Here is a 21,716-nt window from a genome sequence, read left to right on the forward strand (position 1 = left end):
CCACCAGCACGGCGGAGTCGCACCAACAGCGACTGCACTGGCTGGCGGAGCAGGTATTCGACTGGTCAGGGTTGCCGGTGGTCCACGTGCGACCGACGGTGTTCCTGGACAATCCGCTGTTCACCACGCTGGCTGCGCGGTCGATCCGGGAGAACGGGACGCTCGCGCTGCCGTTCGGTACCGGGCGCACGTCACCGGTCGCCGTCGACGACGTCGCCCGGGTGGCCGCCACCGTTCTGCGCGACCCGGCCCCGCACGTCGGACATGTCTACGAACTGACGGGTCCACGCACTCTCGACATGGTCGGCGTGGCCGAGGAGTTCTCACGGGCGCTCGGGCGCTCGGTGCGCTATGTGGACGTACCGCCGGACCGGTGGCTGGCCGATGTGCTCCCGAAGGCGGGACTGCCACGACACACCGAGCAACACATCGCAACCATGGCCCGGCTGCACCGGGAGAATCGCTACGCCCGCGCGACCGACGACGTCTGGCGCCTGACCGGCGTGCCGGCACAGACTGTCGAGGCGTTCGTGGCCGCACGCCGGGACTTCTATCTGCTCGGCGGAGATGGGACGAGCCCGTCACTCCGATCGGAGTGACGGGCTCGTAGCTAGTTTCATCAGAGCACGAGGCTCTGATCAGTAGCGGCTCGCGCCGGAGAAAGGCATCGCGTCGATCGACGAGACCTTCACGTTCTCGCCCTCGGTGGGCGCGTGGACGACCTTGCCGTTGCCGATGTAGATGCCGACGTGATCCGAGCCGTAGAAGCCGATGACGTCACCGGGCTGGAGGTTCGACTTGGAGACGGGGGTGCCGCCCGAGACCTGGTCGTAGCTGGTACGCGGGACGGACTTGCCGGCCTGCTTGTAGGACCACTGGACGAGGCCGGAGCAGTCGAACGAGTTCGGGCCGGTCGCGCCCCACACGTAGGGTGAGCCGATCTTGGACTGGGCTGCGTTTGCGGCGGCCTGGCCGGTGGAGCCGGCGACCGGGGTGACCTCGACCGAGCTGCTGCCCCAGCTGGGCGCCGTGAACGGCTGCGCCATGGCGGGAGCGGCGGGGATCATGATCGCGCCGGCGGCGACGGCGCCGAGCAGCAGGCCGCGGGTGGTACGGGTCAAGCGGGTGTTCTTCAGGGCCATTCGAGGGTCCTCCGAGTCTTGCTGTGGTCCGACACTTGGTCTGGCATCGGTGTTCGGGCACAACCCAGAGTTCCGTCGTTACCGGATCGATACACCGGTAGATCTACCCGCATGGGTACCTGTTTCGTCCCCCGGCTACCTACGCGCCTCGGAAAACCCACTCTGACCAGCGCATATACCTCGGACTACGTGTGTTGCCGGTCACTCTCGGAGCCGTGACGGCGCTGTGACGGGGGTCATCACAGCGCCGTTACGTAGTCGCCGGGCGCGAATCGGTCGGTCAGGAGGCGGATCCACCGAGCGCCGGCAGGCACCGGTAGGTCGCCATGACGGCCTTGTGGTCGGTGGGCCACGGCAGCGGGGAGTCGACGAATCGGTCCTGCGTGCTCTCGATCACCCGCTCGTTGCGGACGATCGACTCCCGCGGTCCGACGATGCCGGCCGACGTCAGGCGCAGGCGGGAGTTCCGGCTGGCGAAGATGTAGTCGATGCGGTCTCGCTCGTCGGCCTCGGGCGCCCACGTGAGTTCGGAGACGGGGACGTCGGGATTTCCGGCCGGCCAGGTGAACCCGGGGTGGGTCACCGGGTTCGGGTACATCCGCCGGTAGGAATCGGCATATCCGGCCTGCTCGAGCAGCCGGGTCGATTCCCACGGCAACACGACGCCGTTGTGGTCGAACAGGTCCCTGGCCTCCGCCGTCCAGTCCAGGTTCGACGGCTCGTTGAAGTCGCCGCCGATGATGACCGACCTTCCCTTCTCCCGTTCCAGCGCCGCATCCTCCAGGAACGCGGAAATCACGGCAGGACGGCCCGAGTCGATGTTGACTCGCTGGACCACGTCCGGGTCGGTGACAGGACCCGGCATCTTGCCCCAGCCGAACTGCGAGAACTCGCCCGGGCTGGGGATCCCGCCGCCGTACCCGCGCGGAAGGTACGTCGCGTACCACCGGTACTCGAGGTGCGCCGAGTACACGGCGAGCTCTGGTCCGCCCGGCACCGACACGACCGCCTTGACCATGTAGTCCAGCGCGCCCGTCTCCTCGACCGGGAACCGGGACAGGATGCCGGTGTCCGACGACGTGGCGGTGTGGAACCGGGACCCTCGCCGGCCGAGGATGTCGGCGAGCGCAGTTGTCGCGTCGCCCGATTCGGAGAGCAACACGATCGATGCCCGGGTGGACTCGATGATGTCGGCGACCCGCTCGAGACCGTTCGGGATCTTGCTCCCGCTGTGCCAGATATTGATGGACAGGACGCGCACTTCCTGGAACGGGAACGCTCCGGCGGACGCGGCCGTGCCGATCGCCCCCGCACCGAGGGCCGCCGTTCCTGCAGCCACCGTGAACGCCTTCATTGCCTGACGCCGTGTCAGCGAAGTCATCACACCACTCTCCTCATCGTCTGCCGCTATGGCGCAGCGATGAGACCAAACGGAACTGAACGGTCCGCGAACCGGACATTACCGGCACGCGGGCGGAGGATGACCAGCCGAAAGGTAGTGGTCTACGGCGACATACGACGTCAGCCCGGTAGCTTGGCCGCCAGGATGTCGACCTTGCTGATGTGGGGGTGCCCGACGAAGAGTTCGTCGGCCCGCGCCATGAGCGCCGCGGCGACCTTGCCCGCGAGATGGGCCTGGCGGCCGGCGTCGTCGGGGAAGGCGTCGAAGATGCCGAAGGTGGCGGGCCCGAACTGGAGGGCGAACCACGCGACGGTGTCGGGTTCCTCCTGCACGAGCGCCAGGGCACTCTCGAGGAACTGTGCCGCCTCGTTTTCCTTGCCGCGTTTCGCCTCGACGCGGACCAGCAGTGCGGCGGTGACCATCGGATACCTCCAGCGGTCGTACGGAACGAACCACTCCTCACTGTTCTCGCATGCTCCGACCGCGTCAACGACGACGGGAGGCCACGCGCCGCGCGGCCTCCCGTACGTGTGGATCGATCAGTCGATCTCGGCGAACCGCGGAATCAGGTGCTCGGACACGTGCTTCGCCTCGTCGATCAGCGGCCAGCCCGCGAGGATCAGGCCGATCAGCCCGGTGCGCTCACGCAAGGTCCGGACGTGGCCGGTGATCTCGTCAGGCGCGCCCACGTAGTACACAGCGGACGACCCGGTCGCAAAGATGTCCAGCGGTGACCACGCGGTGATACCCGCGTACAGGCCGTCGCCGAGGTACAGGTCGTCGGGTTCGGGGATCTTGCCGGCGACGATGGTGTCGACCCAGCCCTGCCGCTGGGCGTCCCGCGCGGTGAAAGTGCGCAGGTCCTGTTCGCCGCCCGTGCGCCTGCGCACCGCCTTGTCCAGGATGTCGCTGATCTGGTCGATGCCGGCCTTCTCGAACAGCGATCGGAAGCGCTCGATCGCCTCGTCTCGGCTCGGCTCGGGCGGACGATGACACCGGACAGCGCGCCGAAGTCGGTGAACTCGCGACCGGCCGCGGCCGCCGCCTTGCGGGCACCGTCGAACTTGTCCTCGATGAACGACGTCTCGCGCAGCATCGCGAGGTACGCATCGAGCACCTTGCCCGAGTTCTCCAGTCCCGCAGGCGAATCACCGGTGCCCCACAGCGGCACCTCGCGGTCGGCGAGCGGGTCGATGCGCAGCGGCGTGTTCGGGAAGTTCGACTCGGTGCCCTCCCGGTAGTACCGACGGAAGTCCGCCCAGTACTGCTCCCCCAACTCGTAACGCCGGTCGTGTTCGACGTTCATGTCGTACTTGGTGAGGATGTTGTCGCGACCGTTGACCGAGTTGATCATCAACCGACCGCCGCTGAACGCGTCGAAGGTGAGCGCCTTCTCGGCGAGCAGCCGGGCCGGGATCATGTTCGCGTACACCGCGACGAGGAACTTCATCCGCGAGGTGTGCGAGGCCGCCCACGTCGCCGACACGAACGGATCGTTGGGCCACGTCGCGACGAGTGCGCCGTCGAAACCACCGTCGTCGATGGTCTTCGCGAGTTCGATCTGACGCTGCCCGTCGACCGGGAACAGCCCGCCCGGCGTCCACGGATAGTCACCGTCTGCCTGCGTGAGGTACCAGAAAATCTTGACGCTCATCGGTTTCCAGCCTCCACGGCGAGTACGGTCGGGTCGATCGTCTCGATGCGGGCGCGCCCGGCGAGGGTTGCGGCATCGACGGTGTACAGGGCGTCGAGGTACGCGACGGCGAACGAGCCGGGACCCGACGACGTCTCCTGCGCGATCTCGGACGCGACCGCGACGTGGGCATGCGCGGCAGCGAGCCCGATCAGCGGTGTCGGTGCAACCGCCAGGTAGGCCGCCACGAGTCCGCCGAGCGAGCACCCGGTGGAGGTCACCCGCGGCAGCATGTCGCTGCCACCACCGATGCGGACACCGACCACGTTGCCGTCGACGTCACGTCCGACGAGGTGGTCCACCGGACCGGACGCCGAGACCGCGTCGGCATGGGCGAGCAGCGCGACGGCAGCGGGAACCGCGGTAGCCGGGTCGTCGGAGCTGTCGACACCCCGGGTGTCGCCACCGAAGCCGGCCAGCGCGATGATCTCGGACGCGTTGCCGCGGATGGCGGTCGGCCGATGCTTCAGCAGGTCGACGGCCAGTCCACTGCGCCACGGCAGCCCGCCGACGCCGTGGGCGTTGCTGGCGCCGGCCGCGAGCACGACGTTGGTGAGGAAGTTCGCGGACACGATGTTGGTGAGCGAGTGGACGAGGGGCACCTGGGCGCGCAACGCGTCCAGGGCATCGGCGAGGCGGCCGCCGGTGACAGCTTCGGTCATGAAAAGACCTTGGGGAGGGCGTGATTCGGGCGAACGCGGATCAGGACCTACGACATCGGGTCACTGATCACCGCCGGGAAGGGTCACGAGTGGCGGCGCCGGATCCGCAGTCCACTCCTCGAGGGAGCCGTCGTAGATCTTGATGTCGTCGTACCCGGCCAGCACCAGGCCGAGCGCCGACAGGCACGCGGAGATACCGCCGCCGCAGTACACGACCACCGGGTCGACGGCGCCGGCCAGCGCGCCGGATGCGAGGGCACGCACCTCTTCCACGTCACGCATCCGGCCGGTCTCGTCGAGCAGGCTCTTCGCCGACAGGTTCCGGCTTCCGGGGATGTGGCCGCGACGCGAGTAGCGGGTCTTCTCGGCGCCGGAGAACTGACCCGGGGCCAGCGCGCAGACCAGCGTGCCGGGCGCCGTGCCGTCGCTGATCGCGGCCACGTCGTCTCGGTCCACCCACCGCGGCAGGTACTCGACGTCCGAGGTGGCGTCGACCGGCAGAAGCGCCGGGACCTCGTCGCCGGACTCGACGGGCAGGCCCGACGCACGCCACCGGGCGAGTCCGCCGTCGAGGACGCGGGCGTGGATGCCGACGCTGCGCAGCAGCCACCAGAACCGCGATGCCCACGTCATCGACCCCTGGTCGTAGACGACGACGTCGGAGTCCCACGAGATGCCCAGCTGCGCAAGCTCTTCCGCAAGCTGCCTCACCGGCGGCCGGCTGAAGTGCAACTCCTTGGCGGTGTCGGAGAAACTGGTGAGCAGGTCGATGTGCCGCGACCCCGGCACGTGGGCGTCACGCCACAGTCCGGCACCGGACTCCGGACGGTAGTCACCGTCGAATCTGGCCGGCGCGAGTTGGAGCGTCACGTCGAGAACGACGGGCCRGACCGCACCCCCGAGCTCGGAGACGAGTTCCTCCGTCTGAACCAGGGGCCACTCAGCGCTACGCAACTTCCACATCCTTCGACGACGACGTACACGAACGTAAATGACGACTTGCGTATACGCAAGTATTCAGACGTCGTCGGTGGCATAATCATCGGGTCCGGAAAGAGACACGACAGATGGGGCATCGATGACGCACGGGGACGAACTGACGGATCTTGGCCCGCTCACACCCGGCGACGCCTCCGGCCGCTCCGATCAGACGTCCAAGCAGTACCTACGCCTGCGCGCAGACATCCTCGACGGCAAGTTTCCGCAGGGCGCGGCACTGCACGAGACGCAACTCGTCGAGTCCTACGGCGCCTCCCGCACCCCCATCCGGGAGGCGCTCAACTGGCTCGCCCACGACGGGCTGCTCGAACGCGCCGCGCGCGGGTTCCGGGTCCGCTCCGGAACGCCCGAGGATGTGATCGAGATCTACGCCGCACGGGTCGCACTCGAGTCCGAGGCGGCCGGCGCCGCCGCCCTGCGACACACGGACCTCGACATGGCGAGACTGGAACGACTGCACGATTCCTGCTGCCACGCCGCCGACGACGTGCAGGTACGGAGCGGAAACTTCCGGTTCCACGAGGCACTGTGGCAGGCAGCCCACAACACGACAATCACGTCGCTGCTGATCCGCCTCACGACCCAGTTGCGGATCTACGACAGCGGCCCGCCGTCGAACTACGGCGAGCCCGACCTCCTCAACACCGAGCACAACCTCATCCTCGAGGCGATCCGAGCCCGCGACGAGCGGGCGGCCCGCGAACACATGCGGACGCACCTCGAGCGCAGCCGCGAGCAGCGGATCCGCCTGTTCGCGAACGGCTGAGAACCGCTGTGTCAGCCTGCTGACGCCGAAAACGCCGCGGAGCCGCATACGGCGGGAGTCTCCCGCCGTATGCAGCTCCGACGCTTCAGAAGGGGTGGTGCTGGGTCAGGACTGCGGCGACCGCTCGGCGGCGTCGCGTGCGGCGATGTAGCCGAACACGAGACCCTGCCCGATCGTTGCCCCCGCCCCGGGGTAGGTGTGGCCGAACGCGTTGGCCGCGGTGTTGCCGATGGCATACAGGCCCTCGACCGGGCTGCCGTCCTCGCGCACGACGCGCGCCCGCTCGTCGGCCTGGACACCGCCGCACGTGCCGAGATCGCTGAGCGTCATCTTCACCGCGTAGAGCGATCCGCCCGTCAGCGCCCGCAGGTTGGGGTTCGGCTGCTGGGTGGGGTCGCCGTAGTAGCGGTCGTAGGCGCTCTGGCCCCGCCGGAACTCGCTGTCGGTTCCGGTTGCCGCGTCCTCGTTGAACTTTCGGAACGTCTCCGCGAACGCCTGCTCGGGAAGGCCGACCTTGCGGGCCAGTTCGGCCGCATCGGACGCCTGGTGGGCGATGCCGGCCTTGTACCACGACTCCGGAAGCGGCTGACGCGGGAACAGTCCGGCCGCGAAAATGTAGCTGTTGCGGTACTTCTGGTCGAACACGATCCACATCGACTCCACCGGGTCACCGGCGCGCTCGCGCTCGAGAACCTTCTGCCCGTAGGACATGTAGTCGATGGACTCGTTGATGAACCGGCGACCGGTCTGATCGACGATGAACGACCCGGGCAGCGAACGCTCGGCGAGCATCACGGTCGGCGGGCGACCGGGCAGGGCCGCCACGGCGGGGAACCACCACGCCTGATCCATCAGACCGGTGGTGGCACCGACCTCCTGCGCGAGCCGGATCGCGTCACCGGTATTACCTTCCGCACCGAGGCTCTCGTGATCACCGAGCTGCTCGGACTGGTACTTGTGCCGCATCGCCATGTCGTGGTCGAACCCGCCGGCCGCGAGCACCACGCCCCGGCGCGCGGTGACGGTGACCTCGCGGCCGCCCTGCGCGACGACGGCGCCCGTGACCCGATCGCCCTCCGTGACCAGACGCACCAGCTCGGTCTCGGTCCAGACGGGAATGCCCGCGCGCACCACGCCTGCGAACAGACCCGCAGCCAACGCCTGTCCACCGGCCATGTACTCGCGGCGCAGCGCGAGGCCACCGACTCCCTGGGCGAGACGCTTGACGACACGCGGGATGCCCTTGGTGGGCACCCGCGCCATGAGGTTCATCCACTTGTAGTCGGCGCCGGTGGTGGGCATCGGCATAGGCGCTTCCATCAGGCCCGGGCGCAGACGCGGCCGCTCCGCCCCGAGGACCGAGGCGTCGAACGGGCGGCACTCACAGGTGCGACCGATCGCCGATCCGCCCGGCAGCTCGGGGTGGTAATCCGAGTAGCCCTCGGCCCAGAAGAACTTCATCGGCGTCGTGCGCTGCAGCAATTCGACCGTGGCAGAAGAATTCTCGACGAAGGCGGTGCCGCGTTCGGCGGGCGCTGTGCCGCCGACGACGGAACGCACGTAGGTTTCCGCCCGCTCGCGAGAGTCTCCGGCGCCCGCTTCACGCAGGATCGGGTTGTCGGGCAGCCAGAAGGCACCGCCCGAGCGGGCCGTCGATCCGCCCACGTACTTCGTCTTCTCGACGATGAGCGTGGACAGCCCCAACTCGTTCGCGGTCAGGGCGGCGGCCATGCCGGTGCCGGCCCCGACGACGAGTAGGTCGACGGTGATGTCGCGTGCGGGGGTAGGGGTCGGTGCGGGACGGGTGGTCATAGTGCTCCTTCGCCTAGTTCTGGTGTGGAGGCTAGGAAGGTCCGCCGCGCACCGAAACCTGCAATCCCATCCGCTGGGATGTCGCGGCGGTCCGGGTTCCGGCGGGGACCCTCCCACGCAGCGGGACAGCTCCTGACATGTGATCTTCCCCACTCCAGAATGGGTGGGCGGAGTGTCGGCCACAGGCTCGGTCGGCCCCCCCGGCCGTGGTCCACATCCGTTGCCCCGTCGCGTCGGTTCGCCGACCGCCACTCGACCGAAGGAACACCACCGTGCGATTCACCTACGCAGAGGCCATGACCGACCCCGCCTTCTACGTGCCGCTGGCGCAGGCCGCCGAACGCGTCGGCTTCGACTCCATGACAGTTGCGGACAGCATCTGCTACCCGGAAGATTCGGATTCGGTCTACCCGTATACGCCCGACGGGAACCGCGAGTTCCTCGAGAACAAGCCGTTCGTGGAGGCGATGATCCTCGCCATGGCCCTGGGCGCGGCGACGAGCACGCTGCGGTTCACGACCTTCGTGCTCAAGCTCCCCATCCGCCCACCGGTGCTCGTCGCCAAGCAGGCCGCCTCGGTGGCATACATGACGAACAACCGGCTGCGGCTCGGCGTCGGGGTGAGCCCGTGGCCCGAGGACTTCCAGGTGATGGGGGTGCCGTGGGAGCGACGCGGCAAGCGCACGGACGAGGCGATCGACATCGTGCGGGGACTCACCGGCGGCGGCTACTTCGAGTACCACGGTGAGATCTACGACGTGCCGTCGATCAAGCTCAATCCGGTTCCCACCCAACCCGTCCCGATCCTGATCGGTGGGCACAGCGACGCAGCACTGCGCCGGGCCGTGGTGCGCGGGGACGGCTGGACGCACGCCGGCGGCGACCCCGCCGAACTCGATCGGATGCTGGAGAAGCTGCAGAAGATCCGCGTCGCGGAGGGCAAGGCGGAGACACCGTTCGAAATCCACGTCGCCTCGGCGGACGCCTTCACCGTGGACGGAGTCCGACGACTCGAGGACAAGGGCGTCACCGACGTAATCGTGGGCTTCCGCAACTCCTACGAGGTCGCGCCCGACGCCGAGCCGCTGGATCGGAAGATCGCGAACCTGGAGCGCTACGCGGAATCGGTGATCGCCAGGATGTCCTGACCACGGCGGGCATCGCGGGCCGTGGAGGCCGGCTCGCGATGCCCGTGCACGGCCACTACCGAACCCCGGCCACCCGACTAGGTAACCGGTCCACCGCCCGCAACGTCGTGTCAACCAGGTCGCGATCTCGATGGCGTCGAAAGGCATGCTGGGCACGATGTTCCCGCAGTTCCTCGACACCCCGGTGGTCGCGGGCAACGACTTCGTCCCGAACGTCGAGCACATCCTGAGCCTGAACCCGGACGTCGTGATCCAGTGGGGCGACAAGGGTGACGACATCGTCGCGCCGCTGCGCAACGCCGGCCTGARGGTGATCCTGCTCGAGTAAGGCACGCAGGAGGACCTCGAAGCCTGGATCACGATCTTCGGCAAACTGCTCGGCAAGAAGTCCGAGGTGGACGCGGTTCTCGCCAAGATAGCCGGCGACCGCGCGATGGTCGAGAAGACCGCCGCGTCCCACGCCTCGGCCGCCCCGCGCGCGATGTACCTCTACAACGCGCCCGAGATCAAGGTCGGTGCCGACAACAGCTACATGGACTTCTGGATCAAGCTGGCCGGCGGCAAGAACGTCGCATCGGGCGCGGGCAGCGGATCGAGTTTCGCCGTCACCCGCGAACAGGTTCTGGGTTGGGACCCGGAGGTGCTGATCCTCGGCAACTTCGAGCCCACCACCCCGGCCGACGTCTACGCCGACCCCAAGTGGGCCTCGCTGTCCGCGGTGAAGAACAAGCGCGTCTACAAGGCCCCGATCGGCGGCTTCTCGTGGGATCCGCCGTCCAACGAGGCCAACCTGATGTGGCTGTGGGTCAACTCGGTCTTCTTCCCCGACGTCGACCACGAACTGCGCGAGCGCATCCGGGAGACGTACCGCACGCTGTACGCGTACGACGTGACCGACGCCGACATCGACCGGATCCTGATCAACGAGGCGGTCACGCTCCCCCGCACGTGGACGGATGCCGAGGCGAACGTCGTTCTCGGCGTGCGGCTTCCGCGCGTGTTGCTCGGCATGCTCGTCGGTGGCGGTCTCGCGCTCGGCGGCGCCGCGCTGCAGGCCGCGTTCCGGAACCCGTTGGTGAGCCCGCAGATCCTCGGCGTCTCGTCCGGTGCGTCGTTCGGTGGCGTGTTGGCAGTCATGCTCGGCCTCGGCTCGACGTTCCTCGTCGGCGGCGCGTTCCTGTTCGGCCTCGTGGCCCTCGGCATGGTGCTGCTGATCGGGCGCAGCCGGTCCGGCGGCGCGATCCTGATGATCGTCCTCGGCGGCGTGGTAACGAGCGCGTTCTTCTCGGCGCTGGTCTCGTTCATCACGTACATCGCCGACCCGTATTCGACGCTGCCGTCGATCGTGTTCTGGCTCATGGGGTCTCTCGCGACTGCCGACATGGCGAAGGTCGCGGTCGCGGCCGTGCCGATCCTGCTGGGCGCCGCGCTGATCCTGCGGTGGCGGATCAACATCCTCTCCCTCGGCGACGACGACGCCGCCTCGCTCGGGGTGAACCCGGGACAGCTGCGCGCGGTGCTGCTGATGATGGTCGCACTCATGACAGCCGGCGCCGTCGCGGTGTCCGGCGTGATCGGCTGGGTGGGCCTGGTGGTTCCGCACATCGCCCGACTGTGGGTGGGCCCCGATCACCGGATCTCGATGCCGACGACGTTCGTTCTCGGCGCCGCCTATCTGACGATCATCGACACGCTCTCGCGCACCGTCACTTCCGGGGAGATCCCGCTCGGCATCCTGACCGCGATCATCGGTGCGCCGGTGTTCGTTCTGCTGCTTCAGAATTCGCGTAGACAGGCCTTCATCGATGCTTGAGGTTCATGGCGGCCTCGAAATGCGGGACGGCGGTTTCCACTATCCCCGCCGCGACTGGGTGTTCCGCCACGCGAACCTGCGGGTCGAGGGGGGCATCACCTCCATCCTGGGCCCCAACGGCCAAGGCAAGACGACGCTGCTGCGCTGCATCGCCGGGCTGACGCCGCTGCGCGAAGGGCACGTCGAGCGCGACAATGCGATCGGGTACGTCCCGCAGGCGAGCCTGTCGAGCTTCGCTTACTCGGCGCTGGCGTCGGACGCCACGTTCATGATCCTCGACGAGCCTGTCTCGGCGCTGGACCTGCGCAATCAGGCCCGGGTGCTGGAACTGCTGCGCGACCTCGCGGCCGACGGCATGGGAATCCTCCTCACGACGCACCATCCGGACCATGCCCTTCACCTGGGCGGCAATGCCATCGTGATGCGAGCACCCGAGGACATCCGGCTGGGCCCTGTCACCGAACTGGTCACCGACGGCATGCTCACCGAGCTGTACGGCATCGAGGTGGTCAGTGCCACCGTCGACGACCGCGGCGCCCCGCGCACCGTTCTCTACACCCGCTACGACAATTTCACGGCCGGGGAACCGGCCACACTTGGGAAAGTACCTCGATGACACTCGATTCGGCTGCGCCGCAGTCCCTTTCACCCGTCCTGCATCTGGTGATGGGTTCGAACACCGGCATGTCGGGCGGCACCACCGCCGCCCGGCTGGTCCGGCCGGTCGACCTCTACGACCTCGACACCTTGGACCTCGCCGGCGTGCACGGTCTCCTGATCAACGGCAACTGCGACCAGATATTCCTCGAGCGGCGCCGCGGCGTGCTCACCGACTTCGTCACCGCCGGTGGCCGCATCGCGATCATGGGCCACCCGCTCACCGACTTCCTGCCCGGCCTCGGCCAGTGGCGCAAGCTGCAGTACTCGGGCCCCAAGGATCTGGCGATCACCGCCGGCGACCCGCACCCCGTGTGGGACGGCGTCGATCCCGCCGACGTCAGCTTCCGGCGGGGCGTCTCCGGCTTCTACGGCCGCGGCTACAGCCAGAAGCTGCCCCACGGCGCCGTGGTCACCAACCGCATCGGCCGGCACGCGCTGCCCGTCGACTACGTCTACCCACTCGGAACGGGCCAGGTGCTGGTCCACGGCGGCATCGATCTCGCTGTCTACCAGGAGGATCCGAACACCTCCGCGCGCATCTTCCCGCAGCTGCTGACGTGGCTCGGCCAGCAGGAGGCACAGGCATGACCACCATCGAACCGTTCGCCCGCACCGACCGCGCACCCCGCTCGCGCCGCCGGCTCGCACTCGTGCACGGCGGATCCCACTTCCACCTGCAGACGCTGAAGGATCCGGCGGTGATCGCGCACCAGCCCGAGTTCCTGTATCTCGCGGGTCTGACCGACGGCGACCTCGACGCGTTCGACACCGTCATCCTTGCCGACCGTCTGCACCCCGAACTGCTTCGCAGGCACACCGCGCAGATCCTCGCGGTCGCGCAGCGTGGCGGCACGCTCGTGGTGCTGGGTGAGAACGCCGCGCACACGTGGTTGCCCGGCATGTCGTGGACGGCGCGGCCCACCAACTTCTGGTGGTGGCTCGAGGGCGAGGATCCGTTGATCCGCACCCGTAGCCCCGAACACGAGGCGTGGGAATACCTTTCGACCAAATCGGCGATCTGGCACCACCACGGCCTGCTGCACACCGACGCCGACGTCGTGCCGCTGCTGGTGTCGGAGGAGCCCGACGAGAACGGCGACCTCCACGACGCCGGGATGATGCTGTTCGAGGACACCGTCACCACGCCGGGCCGGATCATCGCGACCACACTCGACCCGACGTACCACCACGGCAACAACTTCATGCCGGGGTCCACGCGCTTCCTCTACGCGCTGCTGCGCTGGCTGGACAACACCGGGTCCTGGTCAGGAAGTGTGCATCAGCCCACCGATCCCAGTGGCAGGCCGAGTCCCGCGAGCGATCCGAGCGACCCGGTACCGGGGCCCTCCGAGATCGGACAGTGGATCGCGACCGTGCGGTGACCGCCTGCCGCGATGGCGGTGTAGACCCGACCTTCCGGCGGTGCGGGAAGGTCCAACTGGCCCTTGTCGTTCTGGCCGACCGCCACGATTTGCCCCGTCGAGGTCAGCGCCACCGAGTGGTAGGTGCCCGCCGAGATCGCCGTGTAGGTCACTCCCGACGGGAAGGCGAACTGCGAACTTCCGCTGGAACCCCATCCGACGACCTGTCCGCCGGAGGTCAGGTCTACACCGACATCGCGGTCGGCGGTGGACACTCGCTGCTCCTGCGATCCGACGGCAGGATCGTCGCGATCGGGCGCGGCGACAACTACCTGCAGACCATCGTCCCGGCGTTGCCGGAAGGCGTGACCGTCACCGCCGCCGTCGCCGGAATGAACCACTCGGTGGCACTACGTTCCGACGGTCAGGTCCTCGCGTTCGGCAAGAGCACGGAGGGACAGTTGCTGTTCCCGCCGGCACCGGAGGGCACCCGGTAGCTGTCCGTGGCCGCGGGTGAGGACTTCTCCCTCGCGGTCCGAACCCTCGCCCCCGGCGGCGAGGGCCCCGGGGAGCCCGGAACCGGTTCGCTGGGAAGTCTTTTCGGCAACTGAGCCCGCGCCCGGGTGAAGGGACCCCTCGAGCGCTGACAGGCGCCGAGGGGTCCCTTCAGCCGTCACGCCGGTGTGTCAGTCGACGTCGTAGACCTCGGTGGCCGACGCCGCGAGCAACCGATCGGTCATCTCGTGCTCGAGCACGACCAGGCGCGCCTCGTCCGTACCGGCCACCCGTGACGGCCCGCGTGACCATCTCGAACGCGTCCCGAACACCCGGCCCCCGTGCGCGGTGGCGATCTCGACCTCGCGGCGCTCAGCCGGCCCCTCGGGATCGAGCAGCGGCAGCGCCCGCTCGAGCACCTTGAAGGCGTGCGCGACGCCGCCCGGTGCGTTCGGGCCGTGGTACTTTATCAGGTCGTCGAACGAGACGGTGATCGGCGTGCCCAGCTCGGCCACCTCCAGTCGAGCCACGGCCGCCACTACTCGCCTCCGAACACGCGCTGCACCACGGCCTTTGCCCGGCGGGTGACGCGGAGGTAGTTGTCGAGGAACTCGTTCGCGTCGCCGCCCGGCCAGCCGGCGACCTGCGCGACCGCCGCGAGGATCTTGCCCGGCCCGGGGAGCTGGTCGGTCGGCTTGCCGCGCACCAGCACCAGCGCGTTGCGCGCCTTGGTCGCGGTGAGCCACGCATCGCGCAGCAGCTCGATGTCGGTCTCGCTCAACAGCTCCGCCCCGCCGATCGCATCGAGCGTCTCGAGGGTCGACGTGTTGTGCAGTGACGGGATCTCGTGGGCGTGCCGCAACTGGATCAGCTGCACCGTCCATTCGATGTCGGCGAGACCGCCGCGGCCGAGCTTGGTGTGCGTGGCCGGGTCGGCACCGCGTGGAAGTCGCTCGGAGTCGACGCGGGCCTTGATCCGACGGATCTCGCGCACCGCTTGCTCGGAGACGCCGCCCTCCGGGTAGCGGGTCTTGTCGATCATGTGCAGGAATCGCAGACCCAGATCGGCGTCACCCGCGACGGCGTGGGCCCGCAGCAGCGCCTGGACCTCCCACGCCTGGGCCCACTGCGCGTAGTACGCCTCGTACGACGTCAGGGTCCGCACCAGCGGTCCGCTGCGCCCCTCCGGCCGCAGTCCGATGTCCACCTCGAGCGGCGGATCGGTGCTGGGCGCGCCGAGCAGGGTCCGGACGCGGTCACCGACGATGTTGGCCCACTTGACCGCCCGGGTCTCGTCGACTCCCTCGCGGGGCTCGCACACGAACAGCACATCGGCGTCCGAGCCGTAGCCGAGCTCTCCGCCGCCGAGCCGACCCATGCCGATCACGGCGAACTTCGCGGGCGCGGGCGCACCGGTCTCGGCCTCGCTCGACCGGATGACGGCGGCGAGAGAGGCATTGAGCACCGCCGCCCACACCGACGACAACGCCCGACACACCTGCGGGACGTCGAGCATGCCGAGGAYGTCGGCGCTCGCGATCCGCGCCAGTTCGTAGCGGCGCAGCGATCGCGCCGCCCCGACCGCGCGGGCGGGGTCGACGTACCGCGAGGACGACGACAGGATGCCCCGCGCGACGTCCTCGGGTCGGGGGTCGAGCAGGCGCGGACCGGAGGGACCGTCCGCGAACAGCCGGATCACGTCGGGCGCCTTGATCAGCAGGTCCGGGATGTAGGCGGACGAGCCGAGCACCGTCATCAGTCGCTGGGCCACCGACGCCTCGTCGCGCAGCAGACGCAGGAACCACGTCGCGTCCACGAGCGCGTCGGACAGGCGCCGGTAGGCCAACAGGCCCGCATCGGGATCCGGRGTGTCGCTGAGCCATTCGAGCAGAGTCGGCAACAGCAGCGCCTGGATGCGCCCCTTGCGGGAGGCTCCGCCGGTGAGTGCGGTGAGGTGACCGAGCGCGTTCTCCGGCGCCGAGTAGCCGAGGGCCGACAGCTGTCGCACCGCGGCGTCGGGGCTCAGCCGCAGGGCCTCCTTGTCGATCCGGGCGACCGACTCGAGCAGCGGCCGGTAGAACAGCTTGGCGTGCAGCCGCCGCACCCGGTGCGAGTTGCGCTTGATCTCGGCGTTCAGCACGCCGAGCGCGTCGTTGCGGCCGTCCGGCCGCATGTGCGCGGCGCGGGCGAGCCAGCGCAGCGCCTCCTCGTCCTCCGGCGGCGGAAGGGTGTGCGTGCGCTTGAGCTTCTGCAACTGCAGCCGGTGCTCGAGCAGTCGCAGGAACTCGTACGAGGCGGTCAGGTTCGCGGCGTCGTCGCGTCCGACGTAGCCGCCGGCCGCGAGCGCGGTCAGGGCGTCGACGGTGCTCTTGACCCGTAGCGACGCGTCGGCGCGGCCGTGCACGAGTTGCAGGAGCTGGACGGCGAACTCGACGTCGCGGAGGCTGCCACGGCCCAGCTTGAGCTCCCGCTCGCGCAACTCCGGCGGCACCGATTCCTCCACCCGGCGGCGCATCGCCTGCACCTCGGGCACGAAGTCCTCACGCTCGGCCGCCGTCCACACCATGGGGCCCAGCGCGTCGGTGTACTGCCGGCCCAGGTCGAGGTCGCCGGTCATGGGCCGGGCCTTGAGCAGCGCCTGGAACTCCCACGTCTTGGCCCACCGCTTGTAGTAGGCGATGTGCGAGTCGAGCGTGCGGACCAGCTCGCCACGCTTGCCCTCCGGCCGCAGCGCCGCGTCCACCTCGAAGAAGGCCGACGATCCGATGCGCATCATCTCGCCGGCGATGCGGCTCGACACCGCGTTGGACGGCTCCGCCACGAACACGACGTCGACGTCGCTGACGTAGTTCAGTTCGCGCGCACCGCACTTGCCCATCGCGATCACCGCGATCCGGACGGGACACGGCTCGTCCGGGCACACCGCGGCCACGGCCACCGACAGCGCGGCCGTCAGTGCCGCGTCCGCCATGTCCGAGAGCTGATGTCCCACAGTCTGATACGGGACCACCGGCTCGTTCTCCACCGTCGCGGCCAGGTCGGCCGCGGCCAGGACCATCATCTGGTCGCGGTAACAATCCCGCAGGGCCGCAACCGCTTCCGGCCCGGTGACGGCAGCGCGATAGAACATCGAGGACGCGTTGGGGCCGGTCTCGGGCACCGCGCCGACACACGCCAGCAGGCGCCGGGTCAGCTCGTCCTTCGACGGCAGCGTCATGTCACCGGCGAGCAGCTTCCACGACATCGGGTGCGCGACGAGGTGATCGCCGAACGCACTGGACGCGCCGATCAGCCCCAGAAGCCTCCCGCGCAGACCCTTGTCGGTGCGCAGCGCCGCGTCGAGCTCGGCCCAACCGTCACCCAGGCTCTCCTGCAGCCGTACCAGCGTCCGCAACGCCAGGTCCGCGTTCGCGGCCCGCGACAGCGACCACAGCAACTCCACCCCGTCGAGGTTGGACCAGCCCAGCACCTTCAGCTCTTCCGGAGCGGTCGGCTCGACCAGGCCCAGCCGACCCGCACCGGGCACCGCCGAACGGGCGTACGGAGGCTTCACCGGATCACCCCGACCCAGACGTCGTCACGATCGGAACGTGGACTGACCGGACAGGGCACGCGTGTCACCTCTTCGGGGATCGTACGGTTCGGGTGGGCCGTTCTACAGGCCCAGGTACGCCTTCAATTCGAACGGCGTCACCTGGCTGCGGTAGTCCTCCCACTCCCGGCGCTTGTTGCGGAGGAAGAAGTCGAAGACGTGCTCGCCCAGCGCCTCCGCCACGAGTTCGGACTTCTCCATCTCGAGCAGTGCTTCCTGGAGGCTCCCCGGCAGCGACTTGTAGCCCATCGCCCGTCGCTCGGCGTTGGTCAGCGACCACACGTCGTCCTCGGCCTCGGCGGGCAGTTCGTAGCCCTTCTCGATGCCCCGCAGACCGGCCGCGAGCAGCACCGCGAACGCCAGGTAGGGGTTGCACGCGGAGTCGGGGCTGCGGATCTCGACGCGACGCGAGGACGCCTTGTTGGGCGTGTACATCGGGACACGGATCAGCGCGGACCGGTTCGACGGCCCCCACGTGGCCGCGGTGGGCGCCTCGCCGCCGTGCACCAGACGCTTGTAGGAGTTGACCCACTGGTTGGTGACGGCACTGATCTCGTTGGCGTGCTCGAGGATGCCGGCGATGAACGCCTTACCGGTCGCCGACAACTGCATCGGATCGTCCGGGTTGTGGAACGCGTTGGTGTCGCCCTCGAACAGGCTCATGTGCGTGTGCATCGCCGAGCCGGCCTGATCGCCGAACGGCTTGGGCATGAACGACGCCCGGACGCCCTCGTCGATCGCGACCTCCTTGACGACGTAGCGGAACGTCATCACGTTGTCGGCCATCGACAGCGCGTCGGCGTAGCGCAGGTCGATCTCCTGCTGGCCGGGTGCGGCCTCGTGGTGGCTGAACTCCACCGAGATGCCCATCGACTCGAGCGCGTCGATCGCGTGGCGCCGGAAGTTCGGCGCGCGATCGTGCACGGCCTGGTCGAAGTAGCCGCCGCTGTCGGCCGGTACCGGCGGGGTGCCGTCGATCGGCCCGTTCTCCAACAGGAAGAACTCGATCTCGGGGTGCACGTAGCACGAGAAGCCGAGGTCGCTGGCCTTGCTCAGCTGACGCCGCAGCACGTGCCGCGGGTCGGCCCAGGACGGCGTGCCGTCGGGCATCGCGATGTCGCAGAACATGCGTGCCGAGTGCTGAGCGCCGTCCTTGTGCGCCCATGGCAGGATCTGGAACGTCGACGCGTCCGGCTTGGCGACGGTGTCGGCCTCCGAGACGCGGGAGAAGCCCTCGATCGCCGAGCCGTCGAATCCGATGCCTTCCTCGAAGGCACCCTCCAGCTCCGCGGGGGCGATCGCCACCGATTTGAGGTACCCGAGCACGTCGGTGAACCACAACCGCACGAACCGAATATCGCGCTCTTCGAGGGTGCGAAGCACGAACTCCTTTTGGCGATCCATGTCCGCGAGACTAAGCAAACCGCGTTAAATCTGTGTTACATCGTGAAATCGGTCTCGTCCGGCCAGCTCAACACGTCAGGTCCGGATCGGGAACGGTGCGATCGACGAAGTACGCGGAGACCGGATCGTCGACGCAGGCGACGCCGTCGAACACCGCGGTGTGCTGGGTCCCGCGGTACGTGATCAGCGCACCGCCGAGCTGCTTCGCCAGATTCACCCCCGCCTGGTAGGGCGTCGCCGGGTCCTCGGTGGTCGAGACCACGACCACCGTCGGCAGGCCCTGGAGTGCCGCCGCATCGATCGTGTGCGGCGCGCCGGTGTTCGGCACCGGCCAGAACGCGCACGCATCGAGCGGGGCGTTGCCGGTGCCGCGACCGTCGTCGAGGAACGGCGCCGCCTGCCGGTACCGCGTGTCCGCCTCCCCCTCGATCGCGCGGTCGGTCACCGGCGGATCGTCGACGCAACGGACCGCGTTGAAGGCGTCCTCGAGGTTCGAGTAGCTGCCGTCGTCCAGGCGACCCTCGTACATGTCGGCGAGCAGCAGCAGCTCGTCGCCGCGCCCCGCGGAGAGTTCCTTCAGCCCGGCGCGCAACGGCCGCCACAGGCTCGGTGAGTACAGCGCCTGCTGCACGCCGGTGATCGCGTCGCCGTAGCTCAGCCCTCGTGGATCCGTCGTCGCAGCAGGGCGGTCCACCAGCGGGTCGACCAGCGCCCGGAACCGGGCGTCGACCCGGCTGGGGTCGGATCCCAGCGGGCAGTCCGCCGACCGCGCGCAGTCGACGGCGAAACCGTCGAACGCCTGCTGGAAGCCCGCGCCCTGCAACACCACTTCCTCGACCGGATCCTGCTCGGGGTCGAGCGCCCCGTCGAGCACCATCGCGCGCACGTTGCCGGGGAAGGTCTCGGCGTACGCCGTGCCGATCCGGGTGCCGTACGAGAAGCCGAGATAGTTCAGCTGCGGATCACCGAGCACCGAGCGGATGACGTCCATGTCGCGGACCACCTCGCGGGTCCCGACGTGCGCCAGCAGCGGCACACCGGACCGTTCGGCACAGCGCGCCGCGTAGGTGCGGTTCTTGTCCTCGGTCCGCGCGATGCCCGCCGGACTCATGTCGACATTCGGCTCGCGCCGCTCGGCGTCGGTTTCCTGCGGGGTCTGGCACCGGACCTGCGGAGTGGACGCACCGACGCCCCGCGGATCGAACCCGATGACATCGAAACGCTCGGCCACGTCGGTGCCGTCCGCGACCGACGCCGTGCTCAGCCCCGACGCCCCCGGACCACCCGGATTGACCAGCAGCGAGCCCACGCGCGCGCCCGTCGCGGCCGACCGCGAGATCGCGATCTGCGCGGTATCCCCGCCCGGGTTGTCGTAGTCGAGGGGCACGGTGACCTTCGCGCACTCGAGGGTCGGGCTCAGCTCGCCGCCGTCGGTAGCGAAGCCGTCGCACGAGCCCCACCGGATCTGCTGCGTGTAGAACGCTTCGAGACCCGGTGGAACGGTCCCCGCTCCCGCCTCACCCGCCTCGGCCGCCACCGGGGTGCCGGAGACGGTCCCGGACGACGGTTCGGTGGTGCATCCGACGGCCAGCACGGTCACCGCCGCGATCGTGGCGACGAGCAGTGTTCGACGTCCGGTCCGCATACCTCCGATCGTGCCATGCCCCGTCGAACGCCCAGGAAACACAGCATCCGAGGCCCATTCCGGCGGCGCTGCGCGCGTGCCCACGGCACGCCCGCCGATGTGACGAACTGCACTGGAAGCGCACTTCGTGGGCCTCGGTCGCGGTGGCAGACTGAAGGCGTCATCACCCAACCCGGGGACCCGCAGAGGCGGGCCTCGAGGCCAGAAAGGGACAACGATGTCCGAGACCGCTCCGTACGGCTCAACAAGCTCGACTTCTTCCGACGCCCCCAAGCGCAAGACCCGGATCCATCACCTGCAGGCGATGAAGTCCGAGGGCACCCGCTGGGCCGAGCTGACCGCGTACGACTACTCCAGTGCTCGCCTCTTCGAGGAGGCCGGCATCCCCGTCCTGCTCGTCGGCGACTCGGCCGCCAACGTCGTGTACGGCTACGACACCACCGTTCCCGTCACGATCGACGAGATGCTCCCGCTCGTGCGCGGTGTCGTCCGCGGCGCGCCGCACGCCCTCGTCATCGCCGACCTCCCGTTCGGCACGTACGAGGCCTCACCGCAGCAGGCACTCGAGACCGCCTTCCGCTTCATGAAGGAAGGCCAGGCGCACGCCGTCAAGCTCGAGGGCGGCGAGCGGGTGGCCCCGCAGATCGCGGCGCTCACCGCGGCCGGGATCCCGGTCCAGGCGCACATCGGCTTCACCCCGCAGTCCGTCAACAGCCTCGGCGGCTTCCGTGTACAGGGTCGCGGGGACGGCGCCGAGCAGCTCATCGCCGACGCCATCGCGGTGCAGGAGGCCGGCGCCTTCTCCGTCGTGATGGAGATGGTGCCCKCCGAGCTCGCCGGTCAGGTCACCCGCAAGCTCACGATCCCGACCGTCGGCATCGGCGCAGGTCACGAGTGCGACGCCCAGGTGCTCGTGTGGCAGGACATGGCGGGCTTCACCAGTGGGAAGACCGCCAAGTTCGTCAAGCGCTTCGGCGAGGTCGGCGGCGCCCTGCGCGACGCGGCCGCGGCGTACGCGGCCGAGGTCGGTGCCGGCACGTTCCCCGGCCCCGAACACAGCTTCTGACGTCACCGCGTTTCGGTTCCGAGATCGGGGACCCCGGTCGAGAAATCGGACGGGGT

General features: G+C 69.0%; 20 protein-coding genes and 3 pseudogenes. 11 read left to right on the top strand and 12 right to left on the bottom strand.

Annotated elements, in window-relative coordinates; genetic code table 11:
* Positions 1-599, top strand: a 599-nt coding sequence (locus tag AB4Z09_RS09455; protein ID WP_442239629.1) for an NmrA family NAD(P)-binding protein, incomplete at its 5' end; no start/stop codon positions are given.
* 39 nt (positions 600-638) lie between these two features.
* Here the strand turns inward: AB4Z09_RS09455 and AB4Z09_RS09460 are convergent.
* The 6 genes from AB4Z09_RS09460 to AB4Z09_RS09485 all read right to left on the bottom strand — a co-directional run bounded on the left by AB4Z09_RS09460 (position 639) and on the right by AB4Z09_RS09485 (position 5,862).
* On the bottom strand, positions 639-1,142 hold the full coding sequence (locus tag AB4Z09_RS09460) for a C40 family peptidase (protein WP_174911108.1): 504 nt from the start codon (positions 1,140-1,142) through the stop codon (positions 639-641).
* A gap of 280 nt (positions 1,143-1,422) precedes the next feature.
* The gene (locus tag AB4Z09_RS09465) at positions 1,423-2,523 is read right to left on the bottom strand and encodes an endonuclease/exonuclease/phosphatase family protein (RefSeq protein ID WP_174911111.1); all 1,101 of its coding nucleotides are present in this window, start codon (positions 2,521-2,523) and stop codon (positions 1,423-1,425) included.
* Between the two features lie 140 nt (positions 2,524-2,663).
* Entirely contained in the window at positions 2,664-2,966 is a 303-nt protein-coding gene (locus AB4Z09_RS09470; protein WP_114719231.1) for a putative quinol monooxygenase, read from the bottom strand.
* 206 nt (positions 2,967-3,172) lie between these two features.
* Positions 3,173-4,198 carry an LLM class flavin-dependent oxidoreductase gene (locus AB4Z09_RS09475; protein WP_442239630.1) on the bottom strand — a complete coding sequence of 342 codons (1,026 nt, stop codon included), beginning with the start codon at positions 4,196-4,198 and terminating at the stop codon, positions 3,173-3,175.
* Positions 4,195-4,899: a hydroxyethylthiazole kinase gene (locus AB4Z09_RS09480; RefSeq protein WP_174911120.1), complete on the bottom strand. Its 705-nt coding sequence runs from the start codon at positions 4,897-4,899 to the stop codon at positions 4,195-4,197. The genes AB4Z09_RS09475 and AB4Z09_RS09480 overlap by 4 nt, the downstream gene beginning before the upstream one ends.
* A 60-nt stretch (positions 4,900-4,959) precedes the next feature.
* The gene (locus tag AB4Z09_RS09485) at positions 4,960-5,862 is read right to left on the bottom strand and encodes a sulfurtransferase (protein WP_442239631.1); all 903 of its coding nucleotides are present in this window, start codon (positions 5,860-5,862) and stop codon (positions 4,960-4,962) included.
* A 115-nt stretch (positions 5,863-5,977) separates the two neighbouring features.
* Between AB4Z09_RS09485 and AB4Z09_RS09490 the strand changes: the two genes are divergently transcribed.
* Positions 5,978-6,664, top strand: a complete 687-nt coding sequence (locus tag AB4Z09_RS09490) for a GntR family transcriptional regulator (RefSeq protein WP_114719227.1) — start codon at positions 5,978-5,980, stop codon at positions 6,662-6,664.
* 105 nt (positions 6,665-6,769) lie between these two features.
* Here AB4Z09_RS09490 and AB4Z09_RS09495 read toward each other — a convergent pair whose 3' ends face one another.
* Positions 6,770-8,476: a 3-ketosteroid-delta-1-dehydrogenase gene (locus tag AB4Z09_RS09495; RefSeq protein ID WP_174911126.1), complete on the bottom strand. Its 1,707-nt coding sequence runs from the start codon at positions 8,474-8,476 to the stop codon at positions 6,770-6,772.
* 272 nt (positions 8,477-8,748) lie between these two features.
* Here AB4Z09_RS09495 and AB4Z09_RS09500 point away from each other — a divergent pair, with 272 nt between their 5' ends.
* From AB4Z09_RS09500 to AB4Z09_RS09530, 7 genes and pseudogenes are all read left to right on the top strand, one after another.
* A complete protein-coding gene (locus AB4Z09_RS09500) occupies positions 8,749-9,624 on the top strand; it encodes a TIGR03619 family F420-dependent LLM class oxidoreductase (protein ID WP_174911128.1) in 876 nt (291 codons plus the stop codon).
* 130 nt (positions 9,625-9,754) lie between these two features.
* On the top strand, positions 9,755-9,952 hold the full coding sequence (locus AB4Z09_RS09505; protein WP_442239632.1) for a hypothetical protein: 198 nt from the start codon (positions 9,755-9,757) through the stop codon (positions 9,950-9,952).
* Between the two features lie 66 nt (positions 9,953-10,018).
* Positions 10,019-10,309 (top strand): annotated as a pseudogene (locus AB4Z09_RS09510) (ABC transporter substrate-binding protein); the annotation flags it as partial.
* Between the two features lie 222 nt (positions 10,310-10,531).
* A pseudogene (locus tag AB4Z09_RS09515) lies at positions 10,532-11,437 on the top strand (FecCD family ABC transporter permease); the annotation flags it as partial.
* Positions 11,430-12,053, top strand: a complete 624-nt coding sequence (locus tag AB4Z09_RS09520; protein WP_174911130.1) for an AAA family ATPase — start codon at positions 11,430-11,432, stop codon at positions 12,051-12,053. The pseudogene AB4Z09_RS09515 and the gene AB4Z09_RS09520, both read left to right, overlap by 8 nt.
* Complete coding sequence (locus AB4Z09_RS09525) at positions 12,050-12,685, top strand: hypothetical protein (RefSeq protein WP_174911132.1); 636 nt, start codon at positions 12,050-12,052, stop codon at positions 12,683-12,685. The genes AB4Z09_RS09520 and AB4Z09_RS09525 overlap by 4 nt, the downstream gene beginning before the upstream one ends.
* Positions 12,682-13,359, top strand: a pseudogene (locus tag AB4Z09_RS09530) (hypothetical protein); the annotation flags it as partial. The gene AB4Z09_RS09525 and the pseudogene AB4Z09_RS09530, both read left to right, overlap by 4 nt.
* A 17-nt stretch (positions 13,360-13,376) precedes the next feature.
* On the opposite strand, the gene AB4Z09_RS09535 reads toward AB4Z09_RS09530, so the two are convergent.
* Positions 13,377-13,631 carry an RCC1 domain-containing protein gene (locus AB4Z09_RS09535; protein ID WP_368077019.1) on the bottom strand — a complete coding sequence of 85 codons (255 nt, stop codon included), beginning with the start codon at positions 13,629-13,631 and terminating at the stop codon, positions 13,377-13,379.
* Between AB4Z09_RS09535 and AB4Z09_RS09540 the strand changes: the two genes are divergently transcribed.
* The gene (locus AB4Z09_RS09540) at positions 13,596-13,955 is read left to right on the top strand and encodes a hypothetical protein (protein WP_254622563.1); all 360 of its coding nucleotides are present in this window, start codon (positions 13,596-13,598) and stop codon (positions 13,953-13,955) included. The two genes, AB4Z09_RS09535 and AB4Z09_RS09540, sit on opposite strands and share 36 nt — an antisense overlap.
* A 189-nt stretch (positions 13,956-14,144) precedes the next feature.
* On the opposite strand, the gene AB4Z09_RS09545 is transcribed toward AB4Z09_RS09540, so the two are convergent.
* The 4 genes from AB4Z09_RS09545 to AB4Z09_RS09560 form a co-directional block, all read right to left on the bottom strand.
* The gene (locus AB4Z09_RS09545; RefSeq protein ID WP_254622564.1) at positions 14,145-14,483 is read right to left on the bottom strand and encodes a hypothetical protein; all 339 of its coding nucleotides are present in this window, start codon (positions 14,481-14,483) and stop codon (positions 14,145-14,147) included.
* 8 nt (positions 14,484-14,491) lie between these two features.
* Positions 14,492-17,506, bottom strand: a complete 3,015-nt coding sequence (locus tag AB4Z09_RS09550; RefSeq protein ID WP_442239633.1) for a bifunctional [glutamine synthetase] adenylyltransferase/[glutamine synthetase]-adenylyl-L-tyrosine phosphorylase — start codon at positions 17,504-17,506, stop codon at positions 14,492-14,494.
* Between the two features lie 102 nt (positions 17,507-17,608).
* Complete coding sequence (locus AB4Z09_RS09555; protein ID WP_114719221.1) at positions 17,609-18,949, bottom strand: glutamine synthetase family protein; 1,341 nt, start codon at positions 18,947-18,949, stop codon at positions 17,609-17,611.
* 67 nt (positions 18,950-19,016) lie between these two features.
* Positions 19,017-20,594, bottom strand: coding sequence for an alpha/beta hydrolase (locus AB4Z09_RS09560; protein WP_174911138.1), 1,578 nt, complete (start codon positions 20,592-20,594; stop codon positions 19,017-19,019).
* A gap of 217 nt (positions 20,595-20,811) precedes the next feature.
* Here AB4Z09_RS09560 and panB point away from each other — a divergent pair, with 217 nt between their 5' ends.
* On the top strand, positions 20,812-21,660 hold the full coding sequence (gene panB, locus AB4Z09_RS09565; RefSeq protein ID WP_442239634.1) for a 3-methyl-2-oxobutanoate hydroxymethyltransferase: 849 nt from the start codon (positions 20,812-20,814) through the stop codon (positions 21,658-21,660).
* The last annotated feature ends 56 nt before the right edge of the window (positions 21,661-21,716 follow it).

It is taken from the genome of Rhodococcus sp. TAF43 (assembly GCF_052113525.1).
Lineage (GTDB): Bacteria > Actinomycetota > Actinomycetes > Mycobacteriales > Mycobacteriaceae > Prescottella.

What these genes read in the sequence shown, in the direction of transcription:
- AB4Z09_RS09460 (WP_174911108.1), bottom strand. Translation starts at nt 1,142, where the DNA reads ATGGCCCTGAAGAACACCCGCTTGACCCGTACCACCCGCGGCCTGCTG.
- AB4Z09_RS09465 (WP_174911111.1), bottom strand. Translation starts at nt 2,523, where the DNA reads ATGACTTCGCTGACACGGCGTCAGGCAATGAAGGCGTTCACGGTGGCT.
- AB4Z09_RS09470 (WP_114719231.1), bottom strand. Translation starts at nt 2,966, where the DNA reads ATGGTCACCGCCGCACTGCTGGTCCGCGTCGAGGCGAAACGCGGCAAG.
- AB4Z09_RS09475 (WP_442239630.1), bottom strand. Translation starts at nt 4,198, where the DNA reads ATGAGCGTCAAGATTTTCTGGTACCTCACGCAGGCAGACGGTGACTAT.
- AB4Z09_RS09480 (WP_174911120.1), bottom strand. Translation starts at nt 4,899, where the DNA reads ATGACCGAAGCTGTCACCGGCGGCCGCCTCGCCGATGCCCTGGACGCG.
- AB4Z09_RS09490 (WP_114719227.1), top strand. Translation starts at nt 5,978, where the DNA reads ATGACGCACGGGGACGAACTGACGGATCTTGGCCCGCTCACACCCGGC.
- AB4Z09_RS09495 (WP_174911126.1), bottom strand. Translation starts at nt 8,476, where the DNA reads ATGACCACCCGTCCCGCACCGACCCCTACCCCCGCACGCGACATCACC.
- AB4Z09_RS09520 (WP_174911130.1), top strand. Translation starts at nt 11,430, where the DNA reads ATGCTTGAGGTTCATGGCGGCCTCGAAATGCGGGACGGCGGTTTCCAC.
- AB4Z09_RS09525 (WP_174911132.1), top strand. Translation starts at nt 12,050, where the DNA reads ATGACACTCGATTCGGCTGCGCCGCAGTCCCTTTCACCCGTCCTGCAT.
- AB4Z09_RS09555 (WP_114719221.1), bottom strand. Translation starts at nt 18,949, where the DNA reads ATGGATCGCCAAAAGGAGTTCGTGCTTCGCACCCTCGAAGAGCGCGAT.
- AB4Z09_RS09560 (WP_174911138.1), bottom strand. Translation starts at nt 20,594, where the DNA reads ATGCGGACCGGACGTCGAACACTGCTCGTCGCCACGATCGCGGCGGTG.